This is a genomic window from Variovorax sp. RTB1, assembly GCF_035018765.1.
Taxonomy (GTDB): domain Bacteria; phylum Pseudomonadota; class Gammaproteobacteria; order Burkholderiales; family Burkholderiaceae_C; genus Variovorax.
Map to the genome: position 1 here is coordinate 22,420 of NZ_JASJXG010000008.1, position 22,999 is coordinate 45,418.

21 protein-coding genes and 1 pseudogene are annotated in these 22,999 nt (G+C 63.4%); 4 read left to right on the plus strand and 18 right to left on the minus strand.

Annotation, left to right across the window (positions count from 1 at the left end; all coding sequences use genetic code 11):
* Positions 1-32: 32 nt before the first annotated feature.
* The 5 genes from QN397_RS07785 to QN397_RS07805 all read right to left on the minus strand — a co-directional run bounded on the left by QN397_RS07785 (position 33) and on the right by QN397_RS07805 (position 5,731).
* Positions 33-1,913 (minus strand): hypothetical protein, encoded by a 1,881-nt coding sequence (locus QN397_RS07785; protein ID WP_323500573.1) that lies wholly within the window; start codon positions 1,911-1,913, stop codon positions 33-35.
* Positions 1,914-1,923: 10 nt separating this feature from the next.
* Positions 1,924-2,676, minus strand: coding sequence for a glucose 1-dehydrogenase (locus QN397_RS07790; protein WP_323497787.1), 753 nt, complete (start codon positions 2,674-2,676; stop codon positions 1,924-1,926).
* A 22-nt stretch (positions 2,677-2,698) separates the two neighbouring features.
* A complete protein-coding gene (locus tag QN397_RS07795; protein WP_323497719.1) occupies positions 2,699-3,028 on the minus strand; it encodes an EthD family reductase in 330 nt (109 codons plus the stop codon).
* Positions 3,029-3,120: 92 nt separating this feature from the next.
* Positions 3,121-4,512, minus strand: coding sequence for an NAD-dependent succinate-semialdehyde dehydrogenase (locus QN397_RS07800; protein ID WP_323500574.1), 1,392 nt, complete (start codon positions 4,510-4,512; stop codon positions 3,121-3,123).
* 37 nt (positions 4,513-4,549) lie between these two features.
* Complete coding sequence (locus QN397_RS07805; protein WP_323497721.1) at positions 4,550-5,731, minus strand: CaiB/BaiF CoA-transferase family protein; 1,182 nt, start codon at positions 5,729-5,731, stop codon at positions 4,550-4,552.
* Between the two features lie 176 nt (positions 5,732-5,907).
* Between QN397_RS07805 and QN397_RS07810 the strand changes: the two genes are divergently transcribed.
* The gene (locus tag QN397_RS07810; RefSeq protein WP_323497722.1) at positions 5,908-6,753 is read left to right on the plus strand and encodes a CoA ester lyase; all 846 of its coding nucleotides are present in this window, start codon (positions 5,908-5,910) and stop codon (positions 6,751-6,753) included.
* Here the strand turns inward: QN397_RS07810 and QN397_RS07815 are convergent.
* Positions 6,750-7,637 (minus strand): LysR family transcriptional regulator, encoded by an 888-nt coding sequence (locus tag QN397_RS07815; RefSeq protein ID WP_323500575.1) that lies wholly within the window; start codon positions 7,635-7,637, stop codon positions 6,750-6,752. The genes QN397_RS07810 and QN397_RS07815 overlap by 4 nt on opposite strands.
* A gap of 171 nt (positions 7,638-7,808) precedes the next feature.
* On the opposite strand from QN397_RS07815, the gene QN397_RS07820 reads away from it, so the two are divergent.
* The gene (locus QN397_RS07820; RefSeq protein WP_323497724.1) at positions 7,809-8,405 is read left to right on the plus strand and encodes a glutathione S-transferase N-terminal domain-containing protein; all 597 of its coding nucleotides are present in this window, start codon (positions 7,809-7,811) and stop codon (positions 8,403-8,405) included.
* Between the two features lie 24 nt (positions 8,406-8,429).
* Here QN397_RS07820 and QN397_RS07825 read toward each other — a convergent pair whose 3' ends face one another.
* The 8 genes from QN397_RS07825 to QN397_RS07860 form a co-directional block, all read right to left on the minus strand.
* On the minus strand, positions 8,430-8,954 hold the full coding sequence (locus QN397_RS07825) for a LysR substrate-binding domain-containing protein (protein ID WP_416352316.1): 525 nt from the start codon (positions 8,952-8,954) through the stop codon (positions 8,430-8,432).
* Positions 8,955-9,088: 134 nt separating this feature from the next.
* Positions 9,089-10,384, minus strand: a complete 1,296-nt coding sequence (locus QN397_RS07830) for a lytic murein transglycosylase (RefSeq protein ID WP_416352317.1) — start codon at positions 10,382-10,384, stop codon at positions 9,089-9,091.
* A gap of 17 nt (positions 10,385-10,401) precedes the next feature.
* On the minus strand, positions 10,402-11,121 hold the full coding sequence (locus tag QN397_RS07835; protein WP_323500577.1) for an ABC transporter ATP-binding protein: 720 nt from the start codon (positions 11,119-11,121) through the stop codon (positions 10,402-10,404).
* A 1-nt stretch (position 11,122) separates the two neighbouring features.
* Complete coding sequence (locus tag QN397_RS07840) at positions 11,123-12,919, minus strand: branched-chain amino acid ABC transporter ATP-binding protein/permease (protein WP_323500578.1); 1,797 nt, start codon at positions 12,917-12,919, stop codon at positions 11,123-11,125.
* A gap of 1 nt (position 12,920) precedes the next feature.
* Positions 12,921-13,775 (minus strand): branched-chain amino acid ABC transporter permease, encoded by an 855-nt coding sequence (locus QN397_RS07845; RefSeq protein WP_323500579.1) that lies wholly within the window; start codon positions 13,773-13,775, stop codon positions 12,921-12,923.
* Between the two features lies 1 nt (position 13,776).
* Positions 13,777-14,994, minus strand: coding sequence for an amino acid ABC transporter substrate-binding protein (locus QN397_RS07850; protein WP_323500580.1), 1,218 nt, complete (start codon positions 14,992-14,994; stop codon positions 13,777-13,779).
* Between the two features lie 74 nt (positions 14,995-15,068).
* Positions 15,069-15,941: a fumarylacetoacetate hydrolase family protein gene (locus QN397_RS07855; RefSeq protein ID WP_323500581.1), complete on the minus strand. Its 873-nt coding sequence runs from the start codon at positions 15,939-15,941 to the stop codon at positions 15,069-15,071.
* Positions 15,942-15,960: 19 nt separating this feature from the next.
* Positions 15,961-16,959: a VOC family protein gene (locus QN397_RS07860; protein WP_323500582.1), complete on the minus strand. Its 999-nt coding sequence runs from the start codon at positions 16,957-16,959 to the stop codon at positions 15,961-15,963.
* 149 nt (positions 16,960-17,108) lie between these two features.
* Between QN397_RS07860 and QN397_RS07865 the strand changes: the two genes are divergently transcribed.
* On the plus strand, positions 17,109-17,831 hold the full coding sequence (locus QN397_RS07865; RefSeq protein ID WP_323500583.1) for a GntR family transcriptional regulator: 723 nt from the start codon (positions 17,109-17,111) through the stop codon (positions 17,829-17,831).
* 8 nt (positions 17,832-17,839) lie between these two features.
* On the opposite strand, the gene QN397_RS07870 is transcribed toward QN397_RS07865, so the two are convergent.
* Together QN397_RS07870 and QN397_RS07875 are read right to left on the minus strand one after the other, a co-directional pair.
* Positions 17,840-19,006, minus strand: a complete 1,167-nt coding sequence (locus QN397_RS07870) for an L-talarate/galactarate dehydratase (RefSeq protein WP_323500584.1) — start codon at positions 19,004-19,006, stop codon at positions 17,840-17,842.
* 10 nt (positions 19,007-19,016) lie between these two features.
* Positions 19,017-19,976 (minus strand): Bug family tripartite tricarboxylate transporter substrate binding protein, encoded by a 960-nt coding sequence (locus QN397_RS07875; RefSeq protein ID WP_323500585.1) that lies wholly within the window; start codon positions 19,974-19,976, stop codon positions 19,017-19,019.
* Between the two features lie 88 nt (positions 19,977-20,064).
* On the opposite strand from QN397_RS07875, the gene QN397_RS07880 reads away from it, so the two are divergent.
* On the plus strand, positions 20,065-21,096 hold the full coding sequence (locus tag QN397_RS07880; RefSeq protein WP_323500586.1) for a LacI family DNA-binding transcriptional regulator: 1,032 nt from the start codon (positions 20,065-20,067) through the stop codon (positions 21,094-21,096).
* Positions 21,097-21,112: 16 nt separating this feature from the next.
* On the opposite strand, the gene QN397_RS07885 is transcribed toward QN397_RS07880, so the two are convergent.
* Positions 21,113-22,165, minus strand: coding sequence for a 2-hydroxy-3-oxopropionate reductase (locus QN397_RS07885; RefSeq protein ID WP_323500587.1), 1,053 nt, complete (start codon positions 22,163-22,165; stop codon positions 21,113-21,115).
* Positions 22,068-22,859 (minus strand): annotated as a pseudogene (garL, locus tag QN397_RS07890) (2-dehydro-3-deoxyglucarate aldolase); the annotation flags it as partial. The pseudogene garL and the gene QN397_RS07885, both read right to left, overlap by 98 nt.
* Positions 22,860-22,999 lie beyond the last annotated feature (140 nt).

The following is a 22,999-nucleotide window of genomic DNA, read 5'->3' on the forward strand; positions in this document are numbered from 1 at the left end:
AGGGGTCAAAACGCGCGGACGTCAGGCCAGGATTATCGCTTGAACGCATGCTCCGAAGCACTCGGAATCACGAGCCGGGCAACGGCAAATGCAGGCAAGTGACATACACAGTCTTCGGTCGACGCGACGGCCCGCCAAGGGTCGGGGTGGCGTCCTTCGTGGTGTTCGATCCATGCATGCGCGTCGAGCAAATGCAGTACACCGGCCGACAGCGATTCCGTTCGAATCCAAAGTGCTGTCTCGGAAAGGTTCGCCATCAGGACGATCGAAGCTCCGGGGCGCACGAAGGCGAAAGCAGCGCTGGAAGCGGGGTGGGTAACATGCACACGCAGTACGCTGGAGGCGCCACGGATCTCGCGTAGCACCCATCCCGCCGGAGTCAGTTGCACCGACGAAGCGTCGTCGCCAAAGAACAGACCTTCCCCGGGGCCGAAGCCCCACACGCTCACCGCCTGCAGGGCGCACTGCGCCAGAGTCCCGATGTGCCCGATCATCCAGGCCGCCCCGTAAAGTGCGCCGCTGCGTGGGTCTCGACGGGCCAATGCGATACGTCGTGTGCCATCCGACGCAGGCTGATCTCCAAGTGGGCTGCGTGGTGCCGCGATGCCGCTCGGCCCGACCCTCACGGCGACTTCAGGATGACGCGTGCGCGCTGTGTCGATGAGCGAGGGCAGGCTTTGCAGACCATCCATCGGAGACTGATCGTCTGCTCCGTGCACGATCGCGCTGACGGTAAAGCTCAGGAAGTTCACTGGCCCAAGATTTTCAACTCGATTGAATTGAGCAAAGAAATACGGGGTGCCGCCGCCAATCGCAGCGCCCGGAAACGCATCGCGCAGAACCGCGACCATTGAATGTGTCGCCGGAAACCCAGCAACGGCTTCGGCATGGATTCCGCGTTCCTGCAGCAAGCGACCGAGCGACATGATCCGCGCAGCACTCGAAACCGTTACCACTCGGATGTCGAGTCGCAAGGGTCTGCCGCTTGCGACGACACATTTTTCAAGCACGTCGAAATCGACCACATCATGGGGACTGTCGAGCACGAGGTGAATCTGTATCGGCGACAGTGCTTTGACTTTGGCAAGTAGTTGACCATCCTCGACTAATTGCTCGGGCGCCAGACCGATGCCAATTGCAGGGCAGCGATCCAGCGCAGTGCCCACAGCGAATGCCGGACCTTCGACAGCCTGTGCGGGGAACGGAACACGGCCAACTTCGAGTTCCACCCGCTGCGTCAACGGGACTCCAGCGCGCAAGCAATAGGGGCGAGGCATGGAATTGGAGCGGCCGTAGACCTTGAACGACGCGTCCGCATTGTTGCGCTGGTCCTCGAATTCGAAGCTCTCTCCGAACAGTCGGCAGCTTGCCCATGCACCGTCTGCAAACTCATGCCGTAAGGATTTCACCAGCATGAACGGAGGCCAGGGCGGCACCAGTCGTGGAAACGTCGAAAAGCTGGTGCGTCCATCGTCGTGGCCAATCTCTACAGCGCGCCCCATCGCCGACATCGGATGCATCACGCATAGGCCGGTACGCTGCGTCGCGATGTCCTCCTGCGCGACAGCGGTGCCTTCATAGCGAACTCGACCCGAGACATCTCCTTCAATGCGGATGTGCAGGTCGATCCTGGGCGCGACGGCGAAGTGGGCTTGTATGTCGACCGAAAAATCGCTGACGCCAATGCGCGTTTTGCAGACATCCACGATGGATTCGGGCGTACCCCATCCGGCGCTCCGATACACAAACGCAACGCCATGCCAGACCTCGTGCCCACCGGCACGCAGAGCTAGCAGTTTTGTTCCCTGCAATCGCAGTGAGAGTGGCCCGGCCTGCAGCGCAATAGCGTCCGCGGGAATCTCTTTCGTCCCGAACAGCGCAACGCGTGTGCAAACATCCATCGCAACGGTCAAAGTCGACCGCCTAGATCGTTCGTCCGCCGTCGACCGGCAATTCCACGCCTGTGATGAATGCAGAAGCGTCGCTCGCGAGCCAGAGCGCCGCGTTGGCCACATCTTCGGGAGTCGACATCCGACCCAGTGGAATGCTCGCGACAATTCTTGCGCGGTTTTCAGGCGTGTCCGGCATACCAAGGAACTGCTCGATGAGGCCGGTCGCACCCATCACCGGGCAAATTGCGTTGACTCGAATGTTGTCGGGTCCAAGCTCGGCTGCCATGGACTTCGAGAGCAGATTTACGGCGCCCTTCGACGCGTTGTACCAAGTCAATCCTGGCCGCGGTCGCAAACCAGCAGTTGAGCCGATGTTGATGATCGAGCCACTGCGACGCTGGCGCATCAGCGGCACCACTGCGCGCGTCATATGAAAAATGGATTTGACGTTGACGTTGAAAACGCGATCAAAAGTTGCTTCGTCGACTTCCAGCATCGGCTGGTTGCGATGCGTAGTTCCGGCATTGTTGACGACGATGTCCGGCACGCCGAACGCCCTCGTGCACGCGTCAACAGCTGCATTGATATCATCTGCAATTGACACGTCGCACCGGACAGCCAGCGCACACGGGCCGATCGACTCTGCAACGTGCCTTGCTCGGTCGCCGTCAAGATCGGCAATGAGTACGCGGGCGCCCTCCGCCGCGAAGAGGCGGGCAATGCCTTCACCAAAGCCGCCCGCGGCACCTGTGATGAGCGCGATCTTGTTTTGAATCTGTGCCACGGTGTAGTCCCTTCTGAAAACTTTACGGCCAGAGGATCTGCGTTTCGACCGAAATGATCGGATCAATGTCGCCCGCAAAATTAGGCAAGTCAGCCAGCAGCGTCACACCCTCGGGACTCGCGAACGCAGCAACCATGGCCTCCTCCGAATCAAACCAGAGCTCAGAGAATCCGTCGTAGCCAAACTTGGGAAAACGTTCGCGATCCACCAGATTGACCGAGTAACGGCGCAGCCCGGGCAATATCTTGCAGAGTGCAGCGTGCTTGTTCATCCAATGATTGACGAACTCGTCGTGCGAGAGGCTTTCCTTCTTGCGAAGAATGCCGAGGCGTTTGGTGAAAGTTTTTTGCATTTAGGTGGTCCTTGGTTTTAGATAAAAAAGACGCTCCGCCGGTCAGACGCAAGCCTGGCATGCTGGAGCAGTTGGACGCCATGACCCCCTGATCAAGTCCTGTCGAACCAGACGGTCTGTGCGTTCATGAATTCGTGAACGCCATAGTGGGACAGCTCACGCCCGTAGCCGCTTTTCTTGACGCCGCCGATCGGCACGCGCGGGTCCGACGCTGAAAAGCCGTTCACGAAAATTCCACCGGTGTCGACCCGACGGGCGAGTTGCCGGGCCAGGTCCTTGTTTTGGGTCCAGAGAGCGCCGCTCAGACCGAACTCGCTATTGTTGGCCAGGTCGATCGCATCGTCGACGCTCTCGGCTACGGTCAGCGCCGCGACCGGCCCAAAGGTCTCCTGATCGAATGCGACCATGCCGGGTCTCACGCCCGCAAGCACGGTGGGCTCGTAGTAATTCCCTTTGCCCGCCATCTTGCTGGCACCCAGCAGCACCTCGGCGCCAGCCTCGACGGTGCGCTGGACTTGCGTGTCGAGCTCGTCGCGCAAGTCGTACCGCGCCATCGGGCCAATGTAGGTTGTCTCGTCTGCCGGATCGCCGATCTGCAAGGCCGACACCGCTTGGACGAATCGTTCGGTAAACGCCGCCGCAATCGGCGCTTCAAGAATGATGCGCTTGGCTGCGATACAAATTTGTCCGGTGTTCTGAAAGCGGCCGACGACAGCGGCTTTGACCGCCGACTCGAGGTCGGCGTCGGCCAACACGATGAAAGGGTCCGAGCCACCGAGCTCCAGCACGGTTTTCTTAAGGGCGGCACCGGCTTGGGCAGCAATGGCCGAGCCGGCCCGGACGCTGCCGGTGACGGCGACCGCGGCGATCCGCGGGTCGACAATGGCCTTGGCCACGAGCTCCGGCGTGATGTTGAGCACGCTGAAAGCGCCTGGCGGCACGCCAGCCTCCAGCCACGCGGCTTCGACGAGATAGGCGCACCCCATGACATTGGGCGCGTGCTTGAGCACGTACGCGTTGCCGCCGAGCAGGATCGGCACAGCGCCTCGAAGAACCTGCCAGTACGGAAAGTTCCAGGGCATGACCGCAAGTACCGGCCCCAGCGGCAGGTAGGACACATAGGCCTGCTCACCGATGGCGGTGGACTGGTCGCCCAGAATCGCGGCGCCATTCTGGGCATACCAGTCGCACAGCACGGCGCATTTCTCGACTTCCGCACGCGCCTGCACGATCGGCTTGCCCATTTCGCGGGTGGCCATCCGGGCCAGCGCTTCGATGTCGCGACGCAGGACCGCGGCCATGCGCGCCAGCATGTCGAGCCGGGTCTGTACCGTCGTGCCAGACCAGGCCTTGAACCCTTGCATGGACAGACCAACGGATCGGTTGAGGTGCTCGATCGACTCGTAGGGATAGCGGCCGATCACGTCGCCGTTGGACGGATTGGTCGACAGTGCAGCGTCTATCGAATGGAATGAGGAATTCATAAATATTCAGGCGGTCAGCGGCTAATGGGTGGGAAGTTCAGATCGCCACGGCGGCGCGCAGTGCCGCAATGTCGTCCGGGCTGCGGCCGATCGAGCGGAGGATGGCGTCTGTGTGTTCGCCGACTGCAGGCACCGCATCCATCCGATAGGCGAAGGCACTCTGCCTTCCAGGCGGCAGCAGCGCCGGAATCGGGCCGGCAGGCGAGCCCACGCTGCGCCAGCGATCGCGCGCTTTAAGTTGCGGGTGTTCCCAGAGTTGCGACATGTCGTTCATTCGTGCATTGGCGATCTGCGCAGCATCGAGGCGCTCCAACACTTGTTCTGTACTCAGCGAATTAAAGGTCGCGTGGATGATGTCGCGCAGCACCTCCCGGTTCGAATTGCGTTTGGCGTTCGCATCGAAGCGTGGATCATCAGCCAGGGACGACGTCAACAGAACCTTCTCGCAAAAGAGGCGCCACTCACGCTCGTTCTGCAGTCCCAGCATCACCGTGCCGCCGTCGCCCGCCGGAAACGGCCCGTACGGGTAGATGGTGGCGTGCGCTGCCGCGCTGCGTGGCGGCGGTGGCGCGCCATCGTAGGCGTAGTACATCGGGAATCCCATCCACTCGGCTAGGGACTCGAGCATCGACACGTCGATGTGCGAACCCCGGCCCGTCTTGCCGCGCTGGATCAGCGCGGCGAGGATGCCGGTGTAGGCATACATACCGGCTGCAATGTCGGCAATCGAATTGCCGGACTTGCAGGGCTCGTCCGTTGTACCGGTCACCGACAGGAAACCGGCCTCACTTTGAATCAGCAGGTCGTACGCCTTCTTGTCGCGGTAGGGTCCGTCCTCCCCATAGCCAGAGATATCGCACACGATGAGCTTCGGATGCAGCGCCTGCAGCGTTCGGGCATCCAGACCCATGCGCGCCGCCGCGCCCGGCGCGAGGTTCTGCACCAACACGTCAGCGCCGCTTAGCAGTTCCCTCAACACGGCCAGCGCAGACGGCTGCTTGAGGTCCAGCGTCAGACTCTCCTTGGAGCGGTTGACCCAGACGAAATGCGAGGCCTCGCCATCGACACGCTGGTCGTAGGCCCGTGCAAAGTCGCCGGCGCCCGGACGCTCGACCTTGACGACCCGCGCGCCGAGGTCTGCCAGTTGGCGTGTGCAGAACGGCGCGGCAATGGCGTGTTCCAGAGAGATCACCGTAATGCCGTCGAGTGGTCGTGTCATCGTGCAGTCCTTTCCAGACTAATTTTGCGAAGACAGTGCCGGTCCGGCCATCGGGATTTGATCAAGCGGGACTTGTCCAGATTCGACATTAGGGAAATTACTGAGCCAATGCGTCGAAGCCCCCCTTCGACAATGTCGAATTCCAAATGCGCGCAGGCCATGAAAAGATCGGCGGCATGACGACTCCGCCCGCGGATCGCGCCGCGTCGCGTTCCTATCTCTTCGTGCCCGGTGACCGGCCAGACCGTTTCGACAAGGCCTGGACCAGTGCAGCCGACGCCGTGATCCTTGACCTGGAAGATGCAGTCGACGCCACCCGCAAGATGCAGGCTCGCGCGGCCGTGCTGGCGTGGCTGTCGCCCGAGCACCCCGTTCTGGTCCGCATCAACAGTGTCGACACCTCCTGGTACGAAGACGACCTCTGCTTGCTGCAACACCCCGGTGTCCTGGGGCTGATGGTGCCGAAGGCAGAGCAACTCGACGCCGCGCTGGTGCACGCTTGCACGCTGCATGAAAAATGTCTGCTTCCTATCGTCGAGAGCGCGCGCGCCTTTCAGCATCTCGCTGAGTTGGCAAGTACTCCGAGGGTGGAAAGACTGGCCTTCGGCACCATCGATTTCCAGGTCGACACGGGCATATCCGGCGATGACGACGCCCTGCACTACTTCCGGTCCCGACTGGTCCTGGAATCACGGCTCGCCGGCCTCCAGCCGCCGCTCGATGGCGTCACCGCAGACATCGGCAACATGGACGTCCTGCGAGCCGACGCGGAACGTTCAAGGCGCTTTGGCTTTGCCGGCAAGCTCTGCATTCATCCGCTGCAGGTGGCGATCGTGAACGAGGCCTTCTCGCCCAGCGCCGCCGAAATTGCCTGGGCGGTGCAGGTGATGGAAGCGATAGCGCGATCGGCCGGCGCCGCTGTCGCAGTGGAAGGCAAGATGGTCGACCGCCCTGTGATCATGAAAGCGCAACGCGTTTTGCAAAACCGGCAGACCACGAGCCGTCGAGACAGCAGCAGCTAGCCGGACGAGGTCAGCACCTCGAGCATGCAACTCAGCGAGGCGCTTCGCGGCCTGCCCTTCTTGACGCAGGCCAGCATTTGCCGCACGGCCCACGCGTCGCTCAACGGCCGTACGCTGAGTCCCATGCTCTGCCCGATCACACTGGCGGCGTCAAAGGGAAGCAGACCCACGCCAAGGCTGGACTGCACGACACGGCACACGACCTCGAAGCTCCGCACCTGCACGCTCAGTCGCAGTCCCTTCTCCGCGCTGATTGCGTGTTCTGACAGCAGTCGCATCATCGACGAGTCGCTTTCGAGCGCGACCAGGTCGTAGTCCAGCACGTCGCTGAACGACGCTGTATCCGCAGCAGCCAGCGGATGGCCCTGCGGCACGACGATGGCGAGTCGGTCCGACCGGTACTTGAAGACTTCGAGTCCATCCGTCGGGGCGCCTTCCATGATGATGCCGACATCCGCTTCGCCGGCCAGCAGCGCCAGAACGATCAGGGCGCTCCAGCGCTCCTCGACGATAAGCCTCACGTCAGGGTTGGCCCGGGTGAAGCGCGCCAAGTCATCCGGTACGTATTGCGCCATGGCCGAAGTGTTGGCCAGAATTCGCAGCTGCCCGCGACGGCCGGCACCGTGGTCGTCCATGTCGGCCTGCATCTGGTTGAGCCGCAGCAGGATCGCCTTGGCATGGACCAGCAGTGTTTCGCCGGCCGGGGTGAGTTCGACACCCTTGGGCGAACGTGCAAGAAGCGTGGTCTTGAGGCGGTGCTCCAGCAAGACGATTCTGCGGCTGGCGGCCGCCAGGCCCATGTGCGAGGAACCGGCTGCGCGCGTCAGGCTGCGCAGTTCGGCCGCCTTGACGAAAAGCGCGAGTGAATCAATGTCGGGCAACATGCAAGGCGACTCCGTGTGGGGGCGGCAGTATGACATCGCCAGGTTGCATCTTTGCGGTTGCACGAAGGGTTTCCCCGGACTCTGAATATTCGATAAGGCCGGTTGTCGAGATTCAGCTTCTTGCGGCCAGCCTCCGAAACCTACAGTGCGCGGACAACCGTGGGACCCAACATGCACCTACTTCTCAACACCACGTCGCCGTATGCGCGCATCGCTCGCATTGCGCTGGCGGAAAAGGAAATTGGCGACTTGTCTGCCGATATCGTCGACCCATGGGCGGATGCGCCTCAGTTGCTCGAGGTCAACACCGCAGCCAGAGTGCCCGCGCTCATCACCAGTGAAGGCAGGTCGTTGACCGAGTCCCTTCTCATTGTCATGTGGCTTGAACACCGACAACCAGAACCGTCGTTACTGGGTCACGACATCACAGCAGTGTTGTCGCGCGCCGGCATTGCGATGGGCGTCATCGACGCTGCAGTACACACCCTGATCGGTCGCAAGATTACCGATGCGGACTTCGACAACGCCCCTGTGGGACTGCGGCGGCGGCGTTCGATTGTCGATGGATTGCAACGCCTGGAAGCAGACCCGCCCGAATACACGAATGGTGTGCCAGATCTTTCCGTGATCACCAGCGTGACGGCACTCGAATATGTCCAGTTCAGATTTGGGACAGCCACCTGGACTCCTGAGCTTCCAAGACTCGACGCTCTGGCCGGGCGAGTTCGACAAAGGCAGTCGTTCGAAATGAGTTACCCGCGTCCATAGTGGCGTGTTGCAAACCACTACCCCCTAACGACTGCGCCGCTGCTCAGCATTCATCAGCGCCGACAGCATCGCATCGCGTACCGCCGCCATCGGCCGGCTGTCGTCGTCGGCCTGGCGCGTGACGAGGGACAGTTGCAGCACCGGCGCGTTGCGCCCGAGCCGGACGATCCGCACCGGGTACATGTTCAACAGGCCGGGGGCGGCGATCTGAACGACAGAGATGCCGAGGCCGGCGCTGACCATGGCGACGATGGCGGGCGTGCTGTCGATTTCGAGATGGCCGCGCTCCTCTCGCACATGGGTGTTCACGAAGCGGGCGGCCAGCGTGCCTGTCACCGCATCGAGCTCCCCAGCCTTGACCGCTGCCGTCAGGGCTGAACTGCGACCGCGCGACGGTCGCAGCTCCAGTCCCGGATAGCGTTCCAGCAAGGTCTGCATGGTGTTCGACAAGACGACCGGCTGCATCGATTCGATGACACCCAGCTGCACCACGCCTTGGAGCGTCGCAGTCGGACACTTTTCGCAGCGACTCCAGTTGCTGCAGCGCATCGCGCATCACGCATCACAGTAGCGACTTCTTGCGCCAGCTTCATCGGACGCGCCTGCAGACCCGAGCGATCGAACAGCGGTTGGCCGAGGTCGCACTGGGCCAGAGGGGACGCGGACTGAACTGCGCCGGGGAATCAGGGCTGCTGCAAGCGCCCCAACAACTCCATGGTCGGATACCCGTCCGCCGGCAGCCCGATGCTCCGCTGGTAGCGCCGCAAGCTATCCCGCGTGGCCGGTCCCATCATCCCGTCGGGCGTGCCGCTGGCAAAGGCGCGCTGGTTCAACGCGGTCTGCATCGCGACCAACTGGCTGCGCGAGAGCGACTGCAGATCGCGCGGCCATGTCGCCTGCACGCCCGCACCGCCTGCGAGGCGCTGCGACAGCAGGCCAACTGCGAGCGCGTAGCTGGTCGAGTTGTTGTAGCGAAGGATGGCGCGAAAGTTGGGCCCCACCAGGAACGCCGGACCGCGCGCACCGGCAGGCAGCAAGACCATGCTGTCGTCGATGGCCGGCAAGGGCTGGCCGTCCATCGACCGCACACCTTCCGCGGCCCATTGCGTACTCGACTGGCGGACCGACGTGTCGGCGCGCCCGTAGTCGAAGCCTGTCGGCAGCTGTACTTCGACGCCCCATGGGTTGCCGGCTTGCCAGCCCGAACGCGACAGGAAGTTGGCGGTCGACGACATCACGTCCGCCATGCTGCCCCAGATGTCGCGGCGGCCATCACCGTCGGCATCCACCGCATAGGCCAGGAAGTTGGAGGGCAAGAACTGCGTTTGACCCATGGCGCCAGCCCACGAGCCGATCATGTGATCGCGGTCGATGTCGCCGTTGTCGAGGATCTTCAGCGCCGCCATCAATTCACGGCGCGCCCAGTCTTCGCGGCGACCTTCGAAGCCGAGCGTCGCCAGCGCATCGATGGTCGGGGTGCTGCCGTAGTTGCTGCCGAAATTACTTTCCATGCCCCAGATCGCGACCACGATGGCGGGCGGCACGCCATAGCGAGCGGCCGCTGCATCGGCTTCGCGACGAAGCTGCGTCAGCTTGTCCAGCCCTGTCGCAATGCGTTGTGCCGTCACGGTGTTGTCGAGGTAGTCCCACACCGCGCGCGTGAATTCGGGCTGTGCGCCATCGAGCTCGACGACGCGCGGCAAGTAGTGCACGTTGTCGAAGGCAAGGCGCAGCGTGGCATCGCTGATGCCGGCGGAACGGGCGCTGGCGCGGAAGTCAGCAATCCAACGTGCGAAGCCTTGTTCGAGCGTGGTGTCGTCCGGCGAAGGCTTTGGTGTCGGCGTCAGTGCAATCGTTGCCGGTGCTGGAGAAGACGACGGCGCCGGAGGAGCAGAGGCGCAGCCTGCGAAGACACCGATGACCGATGCCATCGCGGCGAAGCGCACGGCGCGCATTGTCTGAAAACTGAATGAATGCATCCCTCGATTCTGTCCCCTCAGCGGACCTCATCCCCGTCCGCGCCAGCGCCCAGATAGGCCCGCCGGATTTCGGGTCGACCCGCCAACTCCGTCGGCGTTCCGCTGGCCACGATGCGTCCTTCTTCCAGTACGGCGCCGCGATCGGCCACCGCCAGCGCCATACCGACGTTCTGTTCGACCAGCAGCACGGCCATGCCCTCGGCGTGGATGGTTCGGATGGCCTCGAACATGTCGTGCACCACGCTTGGCGCCAACCCGAGCGACGGCTCGTCGAGCAGCAGCAACCGGGGCCGCGCCATCAGCGCGCGGCCGATCGCCACCATCTGCTGCTGTCCGCCCGACAGCGAACCCGCGGGCTGCGCGAGCCGCGACACCAGCATCGGAAACAACGCGCAGACGCGCTCCATCGTCTGCGCCCGATACGGCTTCGCATGCGCTGCATAGCTGCCGAGTTCGAGGTTCTCGCGCACGGTCATCTGCCCGAACAGACGACGGCTCTCCGGCACCAGCGCGATGCCTTCCGAGCAGAAGCGATGCGACGGCATGCGCGACAGATCCTTTCCATCCAGAAAGTACGAACCGGCGGACAACCGGTTGAGCCCGGCGATGGTGTTGATGAGCGTGCTCTTGCCGGCGCTGTTGGGGCCGACCACGCAAAGCAGCTCACCGGCCGCGACCGAGAGCAACACATACCACAGCGCGGTCGCCGCACCGTAGGCGACCCGGATCGAATTCATCTCAAGCAGCATGAAGCACCCCCCGTGGCGCGTCGGGTTTGTCATCGCGCGTTGCGCCGCCGGCGTCGATGCCTTTGCCCAGGTACGCCACCACGACATCGGGTTGCGCCATGACATCGGCGAACGCGCCACTCGCCAGCACCGCGCCGCGATCGAACACGACGATGCGGTCGCAAAGCGCAGCCACCGCACGCATCACATGCTCGACGAAGACGATCGTCGTGCCCTCGGCGCGAATGCGTTCGATGAGTGCCACAGCACCGTCGATCTCGGATGGCGTGAGGCCAGACAACACCTCGTCGAGCATCAGTAACTGAGGCCGTGCCGCCAATGCCCGTGCGAACTCCAGGAACTTGCGCTGGTGCAGGTTGAGCTCGTCGGGCAAGGCACCGGCGCGCTCCGACAAGCCGGTGAACGCAAGCCATTGCCAGGCTTGCGCTTCGGCGGCGTGTCGGCCCAATCCTTCGGCACCGAACATGGAGGTGAGCGCGACGTTTTCGAGCACGGTCAGGTTCGAGAACGGTCGCGGTATCTGGTACGTGCGTGCGATGCCGCTGCGTGCCACGCGATGCGCTGCGATGCCGGTGACCTCACGATTGTCGAACTTCACCTGCCCCGCAGTGGCGAGGTAATGCCCGCTCACCACGTTGATGAAGGTCGATTTACCGGAACCGTTCGGCCCCAGCAAACCAAGGATCTCTCCGCGCCGGACGTCGACATCGACGCCGCGCAGTGCCTGCACGCCGTTGAACGATTTGGCGAGGCCGCGCGTGCTGAGCAACAAGTCGCTTGCCGTATCCGTCGACGCTATGTTCACAGCGAAGCTCGACCGCGGTTTTGCGGTGGCGATGACCGCCGGCCGCAACGGCGCCTTGCGCTTCGTCCAGCGACCCAGCACGCCGTGCGGCATGAACAGGATCACCAGGATCAGCACCAGCCCCAGCACCACCTTGCCGGCAATCGCGTTGTCGGCCGAGGTAAAGCCGAAGAGCAACGCGGTGATCGCCACCGCGCCGACCGCAGGGCCGGCCCAATGCCGCGATCCACCGAGCACCGCCATCAACACGACCGTGAGCGGCAGCGTGATGCCGAAGGTGTCGGCGGTGGTCACGTAGGAAACGAACAGCGCATGGATGCCGCCGACCAGCCCAGCAAGCCCGCTCGACAGCGCCAACGCCAGCAGCTTGTAGCGATAGGTCGGCACGCCCATGACCTCGGCCACGTCTTCGTCGTCGCGGATCGCGAAGAGGCCGGTGCCGAAACGCGAGTAGAAAACCACGATGCTCGCAAGCACCGCCAAGGCCGCCGCGAGCAACGACAGCAGGTAGAAACTGCCCGACGCTGTGGGCGCAAGCACGGGCACCGCCACTCCGTTGAGATAGACGCCCGGCCCGCCGTCGATGGGCGTGTTGACGATGACGGTCGCAACGACGAAGGTGGCGGCCAGCGTCAGCAACGCGAAGACTTCACCCCGCACCGACTTCACTCGAAACGCCACCGCGCCAAGCACGCTGCCGAACAGCGCCGCCACCAGCGCCGCGGCAGGAAGTGTCCAGAGAAACGGAATATCGAGGCGTGTCGCCAGCACCGCTGTCGTGTACATGCCAATGCCGAAGAAGGCGCCATGGCCGAAAGAGAAATACCCCGAGTAGCCCGACAACAGGTTCCACGACGTCGCCAGTGCGATCCAGTGGAAGACCATGTACAGCACCGATTCCCACGAGCGCGGCAGCCCGACGAAAGGCAGTGCGGCAAGACATGCGACCACGGCCAGCAGAACCAACAACGAGCGCTTCATCTCACGCCCTCCCCGGCCGCGTCAGCAACATGACGAGCAGCAGCGAGAACGACACCAGGGGCGCCCATGCCGGCGCGGCGATGGCCATGGTCAGCGCTTCGACGACACCGATGGCGCAGCCTGCGATCAACGGCCCCCACGGTCGGCCGAGGCCACCGAGCATCACTACCGCGAACACCACGCCGACCCACGTGAAGATCTGCGACGGCGCTAGCGTGTACGTCAGCGCGATGCAGACGCCGGCGATCGAGGCCAGCGCAGCGTTCAGTCCCGCGAGTCCGAGCGCCAGCGCTTTTTCGTTGATGCCGAAGGCGACGGCGATGGGCGCATCTTCAGCCGCCGCGCGAATCGGCTTGCCGATGTCGCTGCGCCGGAACACCAGCCACACCGCCGCCGCCATGGCGACGCTGATCCCGAGCGTGATCATCTCCGGCAATGGAAAGTAGATGCCGCCGACGCGCAATTTCATGTCGCCATAGGGCGTTTCGAGCCGACGGTAGTCGGCAGTCCAGATCCACTGCAGCAGCGCTTCGAGAATGATGGTGAGTCCGAAGGTCACGAGCAGCGAGTTGAACGGGCTCACTTTGAAGCGCGCCATCACCCATTGGATGGCGGCGCCTATGACGAAGAACACCGGCGGCATGATGAGCAGCGCAAACAGCGAATCGACACCGTGCTCGTTCAGCGCGTAAGTCAGGTACGCACTCGCAAAAGCGAGGCCGAAATGTGCCAGGTTTATTTGCCGCAACAAACCCCAAGACAGGCTCAGCCCCAGGCCGAGCAGTCCGTAGATCGCGCCCGTGAACAAGCCGCTGACGATGGCTTGCGTCAGCAGCGTGAAACTCGGCATCGCCATGTCAGGCGTTGCGCAGCTTGATACCCGCCGCCGCCCAGTCGGCCGGCCACACGGTGACCCAGCGGCCGTCCTGCACCTGCTTCAGCTTCGACAGATCGGCGCCGAAGTTGCCGCGCTCGTTGAAACGCAACTTGCCTTCGATGGTGTCGATCTGGTTGCCCTTGATCCAGGTCGCGATGGCCTTGTCGTCGAGCGACTTGGTCGCGACCACGCCGGCTTCGATGATCTGCCACGCCGCATAGGACGACGCGGCCTGCGTCTCGGCACCTGTGTCGGGCAGATTGGCCTTGGTCGCGCGCTCGCGAAAGCTCCTGGCAAACGCCGCGGCCACCGGATTGTTGGTGAACGGCGCCTGGTCTTCGAAGATGGTGACGGTGAGCGCGCCGTTGCCTTCGGCGGCTTTCATCATCGGACCGGGGGCTGGGTAGAGATAGAAATGGCTTGGCGGGTGGTAGTCGATCTTCTTCATCGCGTCGAGCATCTGGTTGCCTTCGAGCCCGAGCGCGCCGTTCCAGACGAAGTCGGGATTGGCCTCCTTGACGCGGCCTGCAATCGGCCCGAAATCGCGATTGCCGAAGTCCCATTCGAGGAAAAGTACCTCTTGCAAGCCGCGCTTCTTGGCGACCTCGCGCGCGCCGTACGACACGAACTGCACCGACGGAAACTTGCTCGTCAAAATCGCGATGGTCTTCGGAGGCTTGGGCGATGCAGCGAGCGCGTCGAGCACCAGGTTAGGGACCGTCGTCTGCGGGTCCGGCCCCATCGCCCACGCAGGAAATTGCTGCTCGTACTTGGCCAGGCTCGGCACACCGAAGGTGTGGTGCACCAGCGTCTTGTTATAGCGCTGCGCCACGCCCATCGCAGAGAGAATCGAACCCGTGGCGTAAGGCCCGATCAACAGGTCGACCTTGTCGGCGGTGACCAGTTGCTCGTACAGCGTGCGTGCCAGATCCGGCTTGGACTGGTCGTCTTTCAGCACCCATTCCACAGGCCGGCCGAGCAATCCGCCACGGCGATTCAGCTCCTCGATGTACATCTCGCCAACGAGCTTGTGGATCATGGCGGTGGCCGACAGCGGACCGGTGAGTGCCAGCGTGCCACCGATCTTGATCGGCGCACCGGTGGGTGCTTGCGCGTGCGCCGGGCCAGTGATGCCAGCAAGGCCAGGAACACCCAGAGCCGCGAGGGCTGAGAGGAATGTGCGGCGGTCGAATTGCATTGTCTTGTCTCCTGTCTTTGTATTTGGGTCCGCGCCCGTCGGCGCTAGTCTCACTGCCAATTGGAGTGGCGCGTCTATGCCTGCTCGTCGACCACCGCATTCGACAGCAGCCCGACGCCTTCGATTTCGACCTCGCACACATCACCCGCCCGCATCCACAGCGGCGGCTTGCGCGCCAGTCCCACACCGGAAGGCGTGCCGGAAATGATGTCGTCGCCCGGCTCCAGCGCGAAGGGTTCGGAGCACACCGAAACCAACGTGGCCACGTCGAAAATCATGTCGCGCGTGTTGGCGTCCTGCACCACCTTGCCGTTGAGCCGGGTCTGGAGCTTCAGGCCACGTGCGCCTTCGGGCAATTCGTCGGCGGTGACGAAGTCCGGGCCCATCGATCCCGAACGATCGAAGTTCTTGCCCATCATCCATTGCGCCGACTTGAACTGGTAGTCACGCAGTGAGCCGTCGTTGAAGATCGAATAGCCGGCCACATGCTGCAGTGCATCTGCCTTGTCGATGTAGCGGCCGCCCTTGCCGATGACCACGAGGAGTTCGCCTTCGTAGTCGAACTGTTCCGACACGTGCGGCCGAACAATCGGTGTGCCGTGACCTACCCAAGAGCTGGGAAAGCGATGGAACAAAACCGGATAGGTCGGAGGATCGAACTTGCTTTCGGCCGCATGGTCGACGTAATTCAGGCCGACCGCGATGGCTTTCGCCGGTGCACGAAACGGCGCGAGCAAGCGGAGGCTGGCGGCAGGCAGCTTGCGGGTTGCACGGCCCAGTGCGGCACGCGCGGCCGCCATACCGGCGTCGCCCAGCGCAAGCAGTTCTTCAAGCGTGGCGGGCAAGCCATCGGCGGTGAGATCGACGACATCATTGCCAACGCGAACACCCACATGGGCAGTGGCGGCTGGTGTGCCGGCATCGGAAAGGAACGAAACGAAACGCATGGAATTTTCTTTCAGCTATTCAGGAGGGTGTGATCTCGTCCGCAGTCACTTCGGGTGCGTGCTGCGGTGTTGTTTCATAGTTCTTCACGAAGTCTTCTGGCACGCGGGGACCCCAGACATAGAACGAGTCTTCGAGCGGATGGTCGGCGCTCGGCCAGTCGAATCCGTAGGGCACGAAGTCGATGTCGAACGAGTATTCGCAGTAGCTGCCCCACGGGTCGCGCACGTAATAGAAGTAGTTGGAGCCGAGCACGTGGCGGCCCACGCCCCAGCCGCGCTCGTGACCGGCGATGAGCATTTGCTCCATGCCCATGCCGACCTGATCGACACTGGCAACGTCCCAGCTGAGGTGGTGCAAGCCGGGTCCGTCGCTCTTGGCGAGCGCGAGCAAATGGTGGTCGCTGCCATGGACGCCGTGCATGAAGACGATCACGTCGCTCGACCGATCGGTCACGCGCAGGCCCAGCGCCTGCTCGTAAAAAGCCACTGCACCTGCGACGTCGCCGGAGAAAAACAGCGCGTGCGACAGGCGCCGCGGCCGCACCTGGGGAACGCGGGCGCGGTTGGGCGCTGCGCCACGACCCTCCGGCACGACCGGGTCGCGCGATGCAACGCTCTTCTGGGTCGGCGAGCTTTTCGGCGCGGGCCTGATCTGCACCGGAAAGCCTTCGGGATGCTGCAACCACAAGCTCTGTGCCGCGTCTTGCGAGTCACCAGAAAGTCCGGCAATGCGCGAGAGCGGATGCGGCTCACAGGTCGTGAGTCGATGCATTTCGGCGTTCTGCGCGATCGTCTCGAAGTCCTGCCCGAAACATCCGAAGCTCAGGTACTGCAGCTTCTTCGGCTGACCGCGCACCTCGTGCAACACAGCCCAGCAATGCGGGTTGCCGTCGGTGAAGAGTGCCAGTTCTCCGTCCGCCATTTCCGTGCGAAGGCCGAAGGCGGCATAGAAGCGCTCGGCAGCCGCGAGGTCGGGCACGGTGAACACGATGCGATCGAGTGAGTGGACTGCGGCCATGGTGGTCTCGTTGGAGTTCTCGGTTGTCTCAGTACATTTGTTGGCTTATCATATATTTTCAGTCACTCAATACACAAGCGATACACGCGCCCGCATTGCAGGGGTTTTCCCGCAATGAGGCGCGCCCAGTAGCCTCCTCTTCGACGCTCATGAGACTCGCCGCCAGCACCGCCCCGAACGGCAAGCAACCGTTGATGAACAACCGTTTGGTGTACGAGCGCATGCACGCCGACATCCTTTCGGGTCGGCTGCTGCCGGGTGCCAAGCTGAACATCGCCGGGTTGGCGCTTGAACTCGCGGTGAGTGCCGGCGCGGTGCGCGAAGCACTGGCCATGCTCGAAGCCGATGCGCTGGTGGTGTCGGAGCCGCAACGTGGCTACCGCGTGACGGCGGTGTCGGAAGAAGACCTCACACAGCTGGTGCGGGCACGTGTAGAGATAGAGAAGCTGTGCATTGCCGATGCAATAAAGCACGGCGACCTGAACTGGGAAAGCACGCTCGTCGCAGCCTTTCATCAATTGACGCGTCTGCATGAGCGGGACCAGAACGACCGCCAGCATCTGTCGGCCGAATGGACGCTTGCCCACGCCAACTTCCATCACACGATGATCGCCGGCTGTCCCAATGTCTGGCTGCGCCGCATGCATACCGTGCTCTATCAACAGAGCGAGCGTTATCGGCAGTTGTCGGCGCCGCTGGCGGTGGTTGCGCGCGACGTACAGGGCGAGCACAAGGCGCTGTTCAACGCCGTGCTGCGTCGCGATGTGCCTGGTGCGCAAAAGCTCATCTCGCGGCACCTTCAGAAGACGGCGACGCTCTTGCTGCAGTCACCGTTGTTGGCGCTGCCCGCCGCTTCGACGCCCAGCAAGTAGGGTGTCCGTCAGGGCCGCGTGCCCACCTCGACCTCTTCTCGCGTCCACGCCCTGCACTGCTCGCTCAGGCTGAGCCCGAGTCCTGGTCGCGTCGGCACCAGCATGCGGCCGTTGGCGATTTCGAGCCGCTCGTTGAAGAGCGGTTCGAGCCAGTCGAAGTGCTCGACCCAGGGTTCGGTTGCGTACACCGCGCCGAGGTGCACATGCAGTTCCATCGCGAAGTGCGGGCCGAGCATCAGGCCCGCCTGCTCTGCCTGTGCCGCAATCTTCAGAAACGGCGTGATGCCGCCGACGCGCGGTGCGTCGGGCATCAGGTAGTCGGCCGCGCGATGGCGGATCAGCTCGCCGTGCTCGGCCGCGCTGGTCAGCATTTCGCCGGTGGCGATGGGCGTGTCGAAGGTGGCGGCGAGCGCGGCGTGGCCTTCGTTGTCGTACGCATCGAGTGGCTCTTCGATCCATATCAGGTTGAACTGCTCGAAGATCCGGCACATGCGCTGCGCCGTCGGCCGGTCCCATTGCTGGTTGGCGTCGACCATCAGCGCCACGTCGTCGCCCAAGTGCTTGCGGACGGCTTCGACGCGGCGGATGTCGAGCTTGCCGTCGGGCTGGCCGACCTTCAGCTTGATGCCGCCGATGCCGCGCTCGATCGATGCCGATGCATTGACGACCAGCTGATCGATGGGCGTATGCAGGAAGCCGCCCGAGGTGTTGTAGCAGCGCACCGAGTCACGCTGCGAGCCGAGCAGCTTGGCAAGCGACAGGCCGGCGCGGCGCGCCTTCAGGTCGTACAGCGCGACATCGAAGGCACCGATGGACTGCACCGCCATGCCGCTGCGCCCCACCGATGCGCCGGCCCAGCTCAGCTTGGTCCACAGCTTCGAGATGTCGCTCGGGTCTTCTCCCAGCAGCGCGGGTGCAATCTCTTTGGCGTGCGCGAATTGGCCTGGCCCACCGGCGCGTTTCGCATAGCTGAAGCCGAGGCCCTTGTGCCCGTCCTTCGTCTCGATCTCGGCGAAGAGCATCGCGATTTCGGTCATCGGCTTCTGCCGGCCGGTCAGCACCTTGGCATCGCTGATCGGGTTGGCGAGCGGCAGGTAGCAAGAAGAGACGCGGATCCAGGCGATGCTGTCGCCGGCAACCTGGCTAGACAGTGCGGGTGATGTAGCTCGGTTCATCGAAGCCTGCTCACTCGATCGTGATTTTTCCGGCTTCGATGACCTTCTTCCACCGCGCGTATTCCTTCTTTTGAAACTCTGCGAACTGTGCCGGCGTGTTGGCGACCATCTCGAAGCCGATGGAGGTGAACTGCTCCTTGACCTTCGGGTCGTTGAGCGCCTCGACGAACGCGGCATGGGCCTTGTCGCGCACAGCGACGGGCAAGCCCTTCGGCGCCACGATGGCCTGCCATGAAGCAACCTCGACGCCCTTCACGCCTGCCTCTTCGAGCGTCGGCACGTCGGGGAAGATCGGCGAGCGCTTGGGGCTGGTGATGGCCAGCGCGCGCATCTTGCCGCCCTTGATGTACTGCGCCACCGAGTTGACGTTCTGGAACGAGGCATCGACCTGCCCGCCCATCAGGTCGGTGTGTGCGGGTGCGCCGCCCTTGTACGGCACGTGAATGCCGGTGGTGCCGGTCTGCTGCCAGAACAGTTCGGCCGTCAGGTGGTCGCTGGAACCGTTGCCGGCCGAAGCGAAAGTCATCTTGCCGGGGTTGGCCTTCTCGTAGGCAATGACGTCTGCCACGCTCTTGTGCGGCGAGCTCGCCGGGACCACCAGGATGTTTGGCGAAGCGACCGCCACCGTGATCAGGTCGAAGTCTTTCAACGGGTCGTACTGCAGGCCCTTCATGAGGTGCGGCACGATCACCAGCGGACCCAGCGACGTGACCAGAAAGGTGTAGCCATCCGGTGCGGCGCGCTTGACGAAGGTGGCGCCGATGGTGCCCGTGGCGCCTGCCTTGTTGTCGACCAGGAACGACTGCTTGAACTTGTCGCCCATCCGCGGTGCGACAGCGCGAGCGACCTGGTCGGTCGAGCCGCCCGGCGGGAACGGAACGACGAGCGTCACCGACTTCTCGGGCCAGTTCTGGGCGTGGGCGGCAAAGGCCATCAGGCCGATGGAGGTGGCGATCAGCAGTTTCTTCATGGAAGTTTCCTTGGTCATGTCGTCTACGGTGTGGTGCTTAAAAAAATCGGGTGAAAATGACAACGGTGTCATTTCGGAGTTCGCTTGCGTGCACGATCAAAATTCGAACGCCTTCCACCTAAAGCCGGCCAGGCTGCGTGAAGTCGCCGAGGCGGCCGGCGTTTCGCTCATCACTGCGTCGCGAGCCCTCAGCAATCCGTCGCTCGTGTCGGAAGCGACGATCGCCCGTGTGCAGCAGGCGGTCGCGCTCACCGGCTACATCCCCAACCTGCTGGCAGGCGGGCTCAAATCGAAGCGGAGTCTGATGGTGGCCGGTCTGGTGCCGGCGATTTCCGTGGCGCAGTTTTTGCCCACGGTGGAGGCGTTGACCAGCGCGCTGGACGCCGCCGGTTACCAGCTCATCCTTGGCCAGAGCGGCTACGACCATGCCCGCGAAGAAGCGTTGCTCAACACGATGATGAGCCGCCGACCCGATGGCATCGTGGTGACGGGGCTGGTCCACTCGCCAGCCGCTCGGGAACGTCTCAGCCGGTCCGGCATCCCGTTGGTCGAGACATGGGACCTGAACGATCGGCCGGCCGACATGCTGGTCGGGTTCTCGCACCAGAAAGTAGGCGGAGCCGTCGCTGAATACCTGCGGTCGAAAGGATGGAAGAAGCTCGGCATTGCAACCGGCGACGACCACCGCGCAATGCTTCGGCGCGAAGGCTTCGTCACGACCTTGGGCCACGATGTTCCAACGGCCATCGTCCCGGCACCGAGCAGCATCGCATTGGGACGGCGCGCGCTCACCGAGCTTCTGACACAAGAGCCCCGATTGCAGGCTGTCTGCTGCAGTTCGGACACGCTGGCGCAAGGCGTGCAAATCGAAGCGCAGTCGCGTGGCCTGCGCATTCCGCACGACCTCGCGATCTGCGGCTTTGGTGGCGCCGAGTTCGCAGCGCACATGCAACCGTCGCTGACCACGGTGCAGATCGACGGCGCCGAGATCGGCCGACTGGCAGCCGGACTCATCCTTCAGCGATGCCGCGGCGAGAAGGTCGAGCATCCGATCATCGATGTCGGCTTTCAGATCGTCGAACGGCACTCGACCGTTGCGCCACCCATCGCGCATCGGTAGTCGACCCCCAGCGGGCTTAGCCTGCTGCGACTTCATGCGCGGCCATCTGCTCCAGCGCCTTCACGAGTGCCGAGTGGTCCAGTTGGTCCCAGCCATGCGCTGCGCACGACGCCATCAACTGTGCGGCCGATGCGGTCTGCGGAAGGGCCACGCCCATCGACTTGGCGCCGGCCAGCGCCAGGCTCAGATCCTTTTGATGCAATGCGATGCGAAAGCCCGGGTTGAAGGTGCGCTTGATCATCCGCTCGCCGTGCACCTCTAGGATGCGGCTGGCCGCGAAGCCGCCCATCAGCGCCTGCCGCACCTTGGCCGGATCGGCGCCGGCCTTGCTGGCGAACAGCAGCGCCTCGCCCACGGCAGCGATATTCAGCGCCACGATGATCTGGTTGGCCACCTTGGTCGTCTGACCATCACCGTTGCCGCCGACCAGCGTGATGTTCTTCCCCATCGCTTCGAGCAATGGCTTGACCTTGTCGAAGGTGGCCTCGGAGCCGCCGCACATGATCGTGAGGCTGGCCGCCTTGGCGCCGACTTCACCGCCCGACACCGGCGCATCGAGGTACTCGCAGCCGAGGTCGTTGATCTTTTTGGCGAACACCTTGGTCTCGATCGGCGAGATGCTGCTCATGTCCATCACGGTCTTGCCGGCTGACAAGCCTTCGGCCACACCATCCTTGCCGAACAGCACCGTCTCGACATCGGGCGTGTCGGGCAGCATCAGCACGATGACATCGGCGGCCCGCGCGACGTCGGCGTTGGTCTTGCAGGCCTTGGCTTTCGACAATGACTCGGGCACCTTGCTGCGGGTGCGCACGAAGAGTTCGTGGCCGGCGTTCAGTAGGTTGAGTGCCATGGGAGCGCCCATGATGCCGAGGCCGATGAATCCGATTTTCATTTGAGGTGTCCTTCGTTGTTCGCTTGATTCGAGTCGATCAATATTGCGGAGCGAGCGGTGTCGTTTCGCCCTCGCGGTACTTGTCGCAAAGCGCCTGCGTGCCGCCGCGCAGCACGCCCAGGTCGCTGCCCACCGCCACGAAGGTTGCGCCCCACTCCAGGTAGCGCCGTGCATCGGCCTCGACGGGCGCCAGGATGCCGCTCGGCTTGCCGGCGGCGCGGGCACTGTCGAAGACTCGCTTGATTGCGGCCTGCACATCGGGATGGCTCGGGTTGTGCAGATGACCGTAGCCGGCGGCGAGGTCTTGCGGGCCGACGAAGATGCCGTCGATGCCCTCCACCGCGGCAATCTCCGCAGTCGCCTCGACACCCGCCCGGCTTTCGATCTGCACCATCACCGCGATGTGGTCGTTGGCTTGATGGATGTAGTGCGGGAGTCCACCGTAGCGATTGCCGCGCTGCGACACCGATACGCCGCGCACGCCTTGCGGCGGATATCGCGTGGCGGCCACAGCGTGCCGCGCTTCGTCGGCGCTCTGCACGAACGGGATGAGCAAGTTGTAGACACCGGCGTCGAGCAGTCGCTTGATCTCGACCGTGTTGTTCCACGAGGGCCGCACCACCGGCGCGCTGGTGCTGTCTTTCAACGCCATCAGCTGCGGGATGAGGCTGATGGAATCGTTCGGCGCGTGCTCCGCATCCAGCAGGATCCAGTCGAAGCCGGCGATGCCCAACACCTCGGTGGTGATTGGGCTGGCGAGCGAACACCAACAGCCGATGAGGCGCTTGCCAGCGACCAGCTCAGCGCGGAAAGTGTTGGGCAGACCGCAATACGGAACGGCCGCCGGGCTGGTGGAAGAAGCGTTCATCGGGGTGCCTCCGCAAGGACTTCTGCCTTTGTCGAACAAATGCGTGAATGGGTGCCGAGTCAGTCTCGAGCCCATCAACAGCGCAGGTCATCGTACAACGCGTTTACTAAGATGACCTAAGGGAAAACACCCGAAATACC

Coding starts and splice junctions, on each gene's coding strand:
- QN397_RS07795 (WP_323497719.1), bottom strand. CDS start 3,028: ATGCAAAAAACTTTCACCAAACGCCTCGGCATTCTTCGCAAGAAGGAA.
- QN397_RS07800 (WP_323500574.1), bottom strand. CDS start 4,512: ATGAATTCCTCATTCCATTCGATAGACGCTGCACTGTCGACCAATCCG.
- QN397_RS07805 (WP_323497721.1), bottom strand. CDS start 5,731: ATGACACGACCACTCGACGGCATTACGGTGATCTCTCTGGAACACGCC.
- QN397_RS07810 (WP_323497722.1), top strand. CDS start 5,908: ATGACGACTCCGCCCGCGGATCGCGCCGCGTCGCGTTCCTATCTCTTC.
- QN397_RS07815 (WP_323500575.1), bottom strand. CDS start 7,637: ATGTTGCCCGACATTGATTCACTCGCGCTTTTCGTCAAGGCGGCCGAA.
- QN397_RS07820 (WP_323497724.1), top strand. CDS start 7,809: ATGCACCTACTTCTCAACACCACGTCGCCGTATGCGCGCATCGCTCGC.
- QN397_RS07825 (WP_416352316.1), bottom strand. CDS start 8,954: ATGCGCTGCAGCAACTGGAGTCGCTGCGAAAAGTGTCCGACTGCGACG.
- QN397_RS07830 (WP_416352317.1), bottom strand. CDS start 10,384: ATGCATTCATTCAGTTTTCAGACAATGCGCGCCGTGCGCTTCGCCGCG.
- QN397_RS07835 (WP_323500577.1), bottom strand. CDS start 11,121: ATGAATTCGATCCGGGTCGCCTACGGTGCGGCGACCGCGCTGTGGTAT.
- QN397_RS07840 (WP_323500578.1), bottom strand. CDS start 12,919: ATGAAGCGCTCGTTGTTGGTTCTGCTGGCCGTGGTCGCATGTCTTGCC.
- QN397_RS07845 (WP_323500579.1), bottom strand. CDS start 13,775: ATGGCGATGCCGAGTTTCACGCTGCTGACGCAAGCCATCGTCAGCGGC.
- QN397_RS07850 (WP_323500580.1), bottom strand. CDS start 14,994: ATGCAATTCGACCGCCGCACATTCCTCTCAGCCCTCGCGGCTCTGGGT.
- QN397_RS07855 (WP_323500581.1), bottom strand. CDS start 15,941: ATGCGTTTCGTTTCGTTCCTTTCCGATGCCGGCACACCAGCCGCCACT.
- QN397_RS07860 (WP_323500582.1), bottom strand. CDS start 16,959: ATGGCCGCAGTCCACTCACTCGATCGCATCGTGTTCACCGTGCCCGAC.
- QN397_RS07865 (WP_323500583.1), top strand. CDS start 17,109: ATGAGACTCGCCGCCAGCACCGCCCCGAACGGCAAGCAACCGTTGATG.
- QN397_RS07870 (WP_323500584.1), bottom strand. CDS start 19,006: ATGAACCGAGCTACATCACCCGCACTGTCTAGCCAGGTTGCCGGCGAC.
- QN397_RS07875 (WP_323500585.1), bottom strand. CDS start 19,976: ATGAAGAAACTGCTGATCGCCACCTCCATCGGCCTGATGGCCTTTGCC.
- QN397_RS07885 (WP_323500587.1), bottom strand. CDS start 22,165: ATGCACGGCGCTACCTGGAGTGGGGCGCAACCTTCGTGGCGGTGGGCA.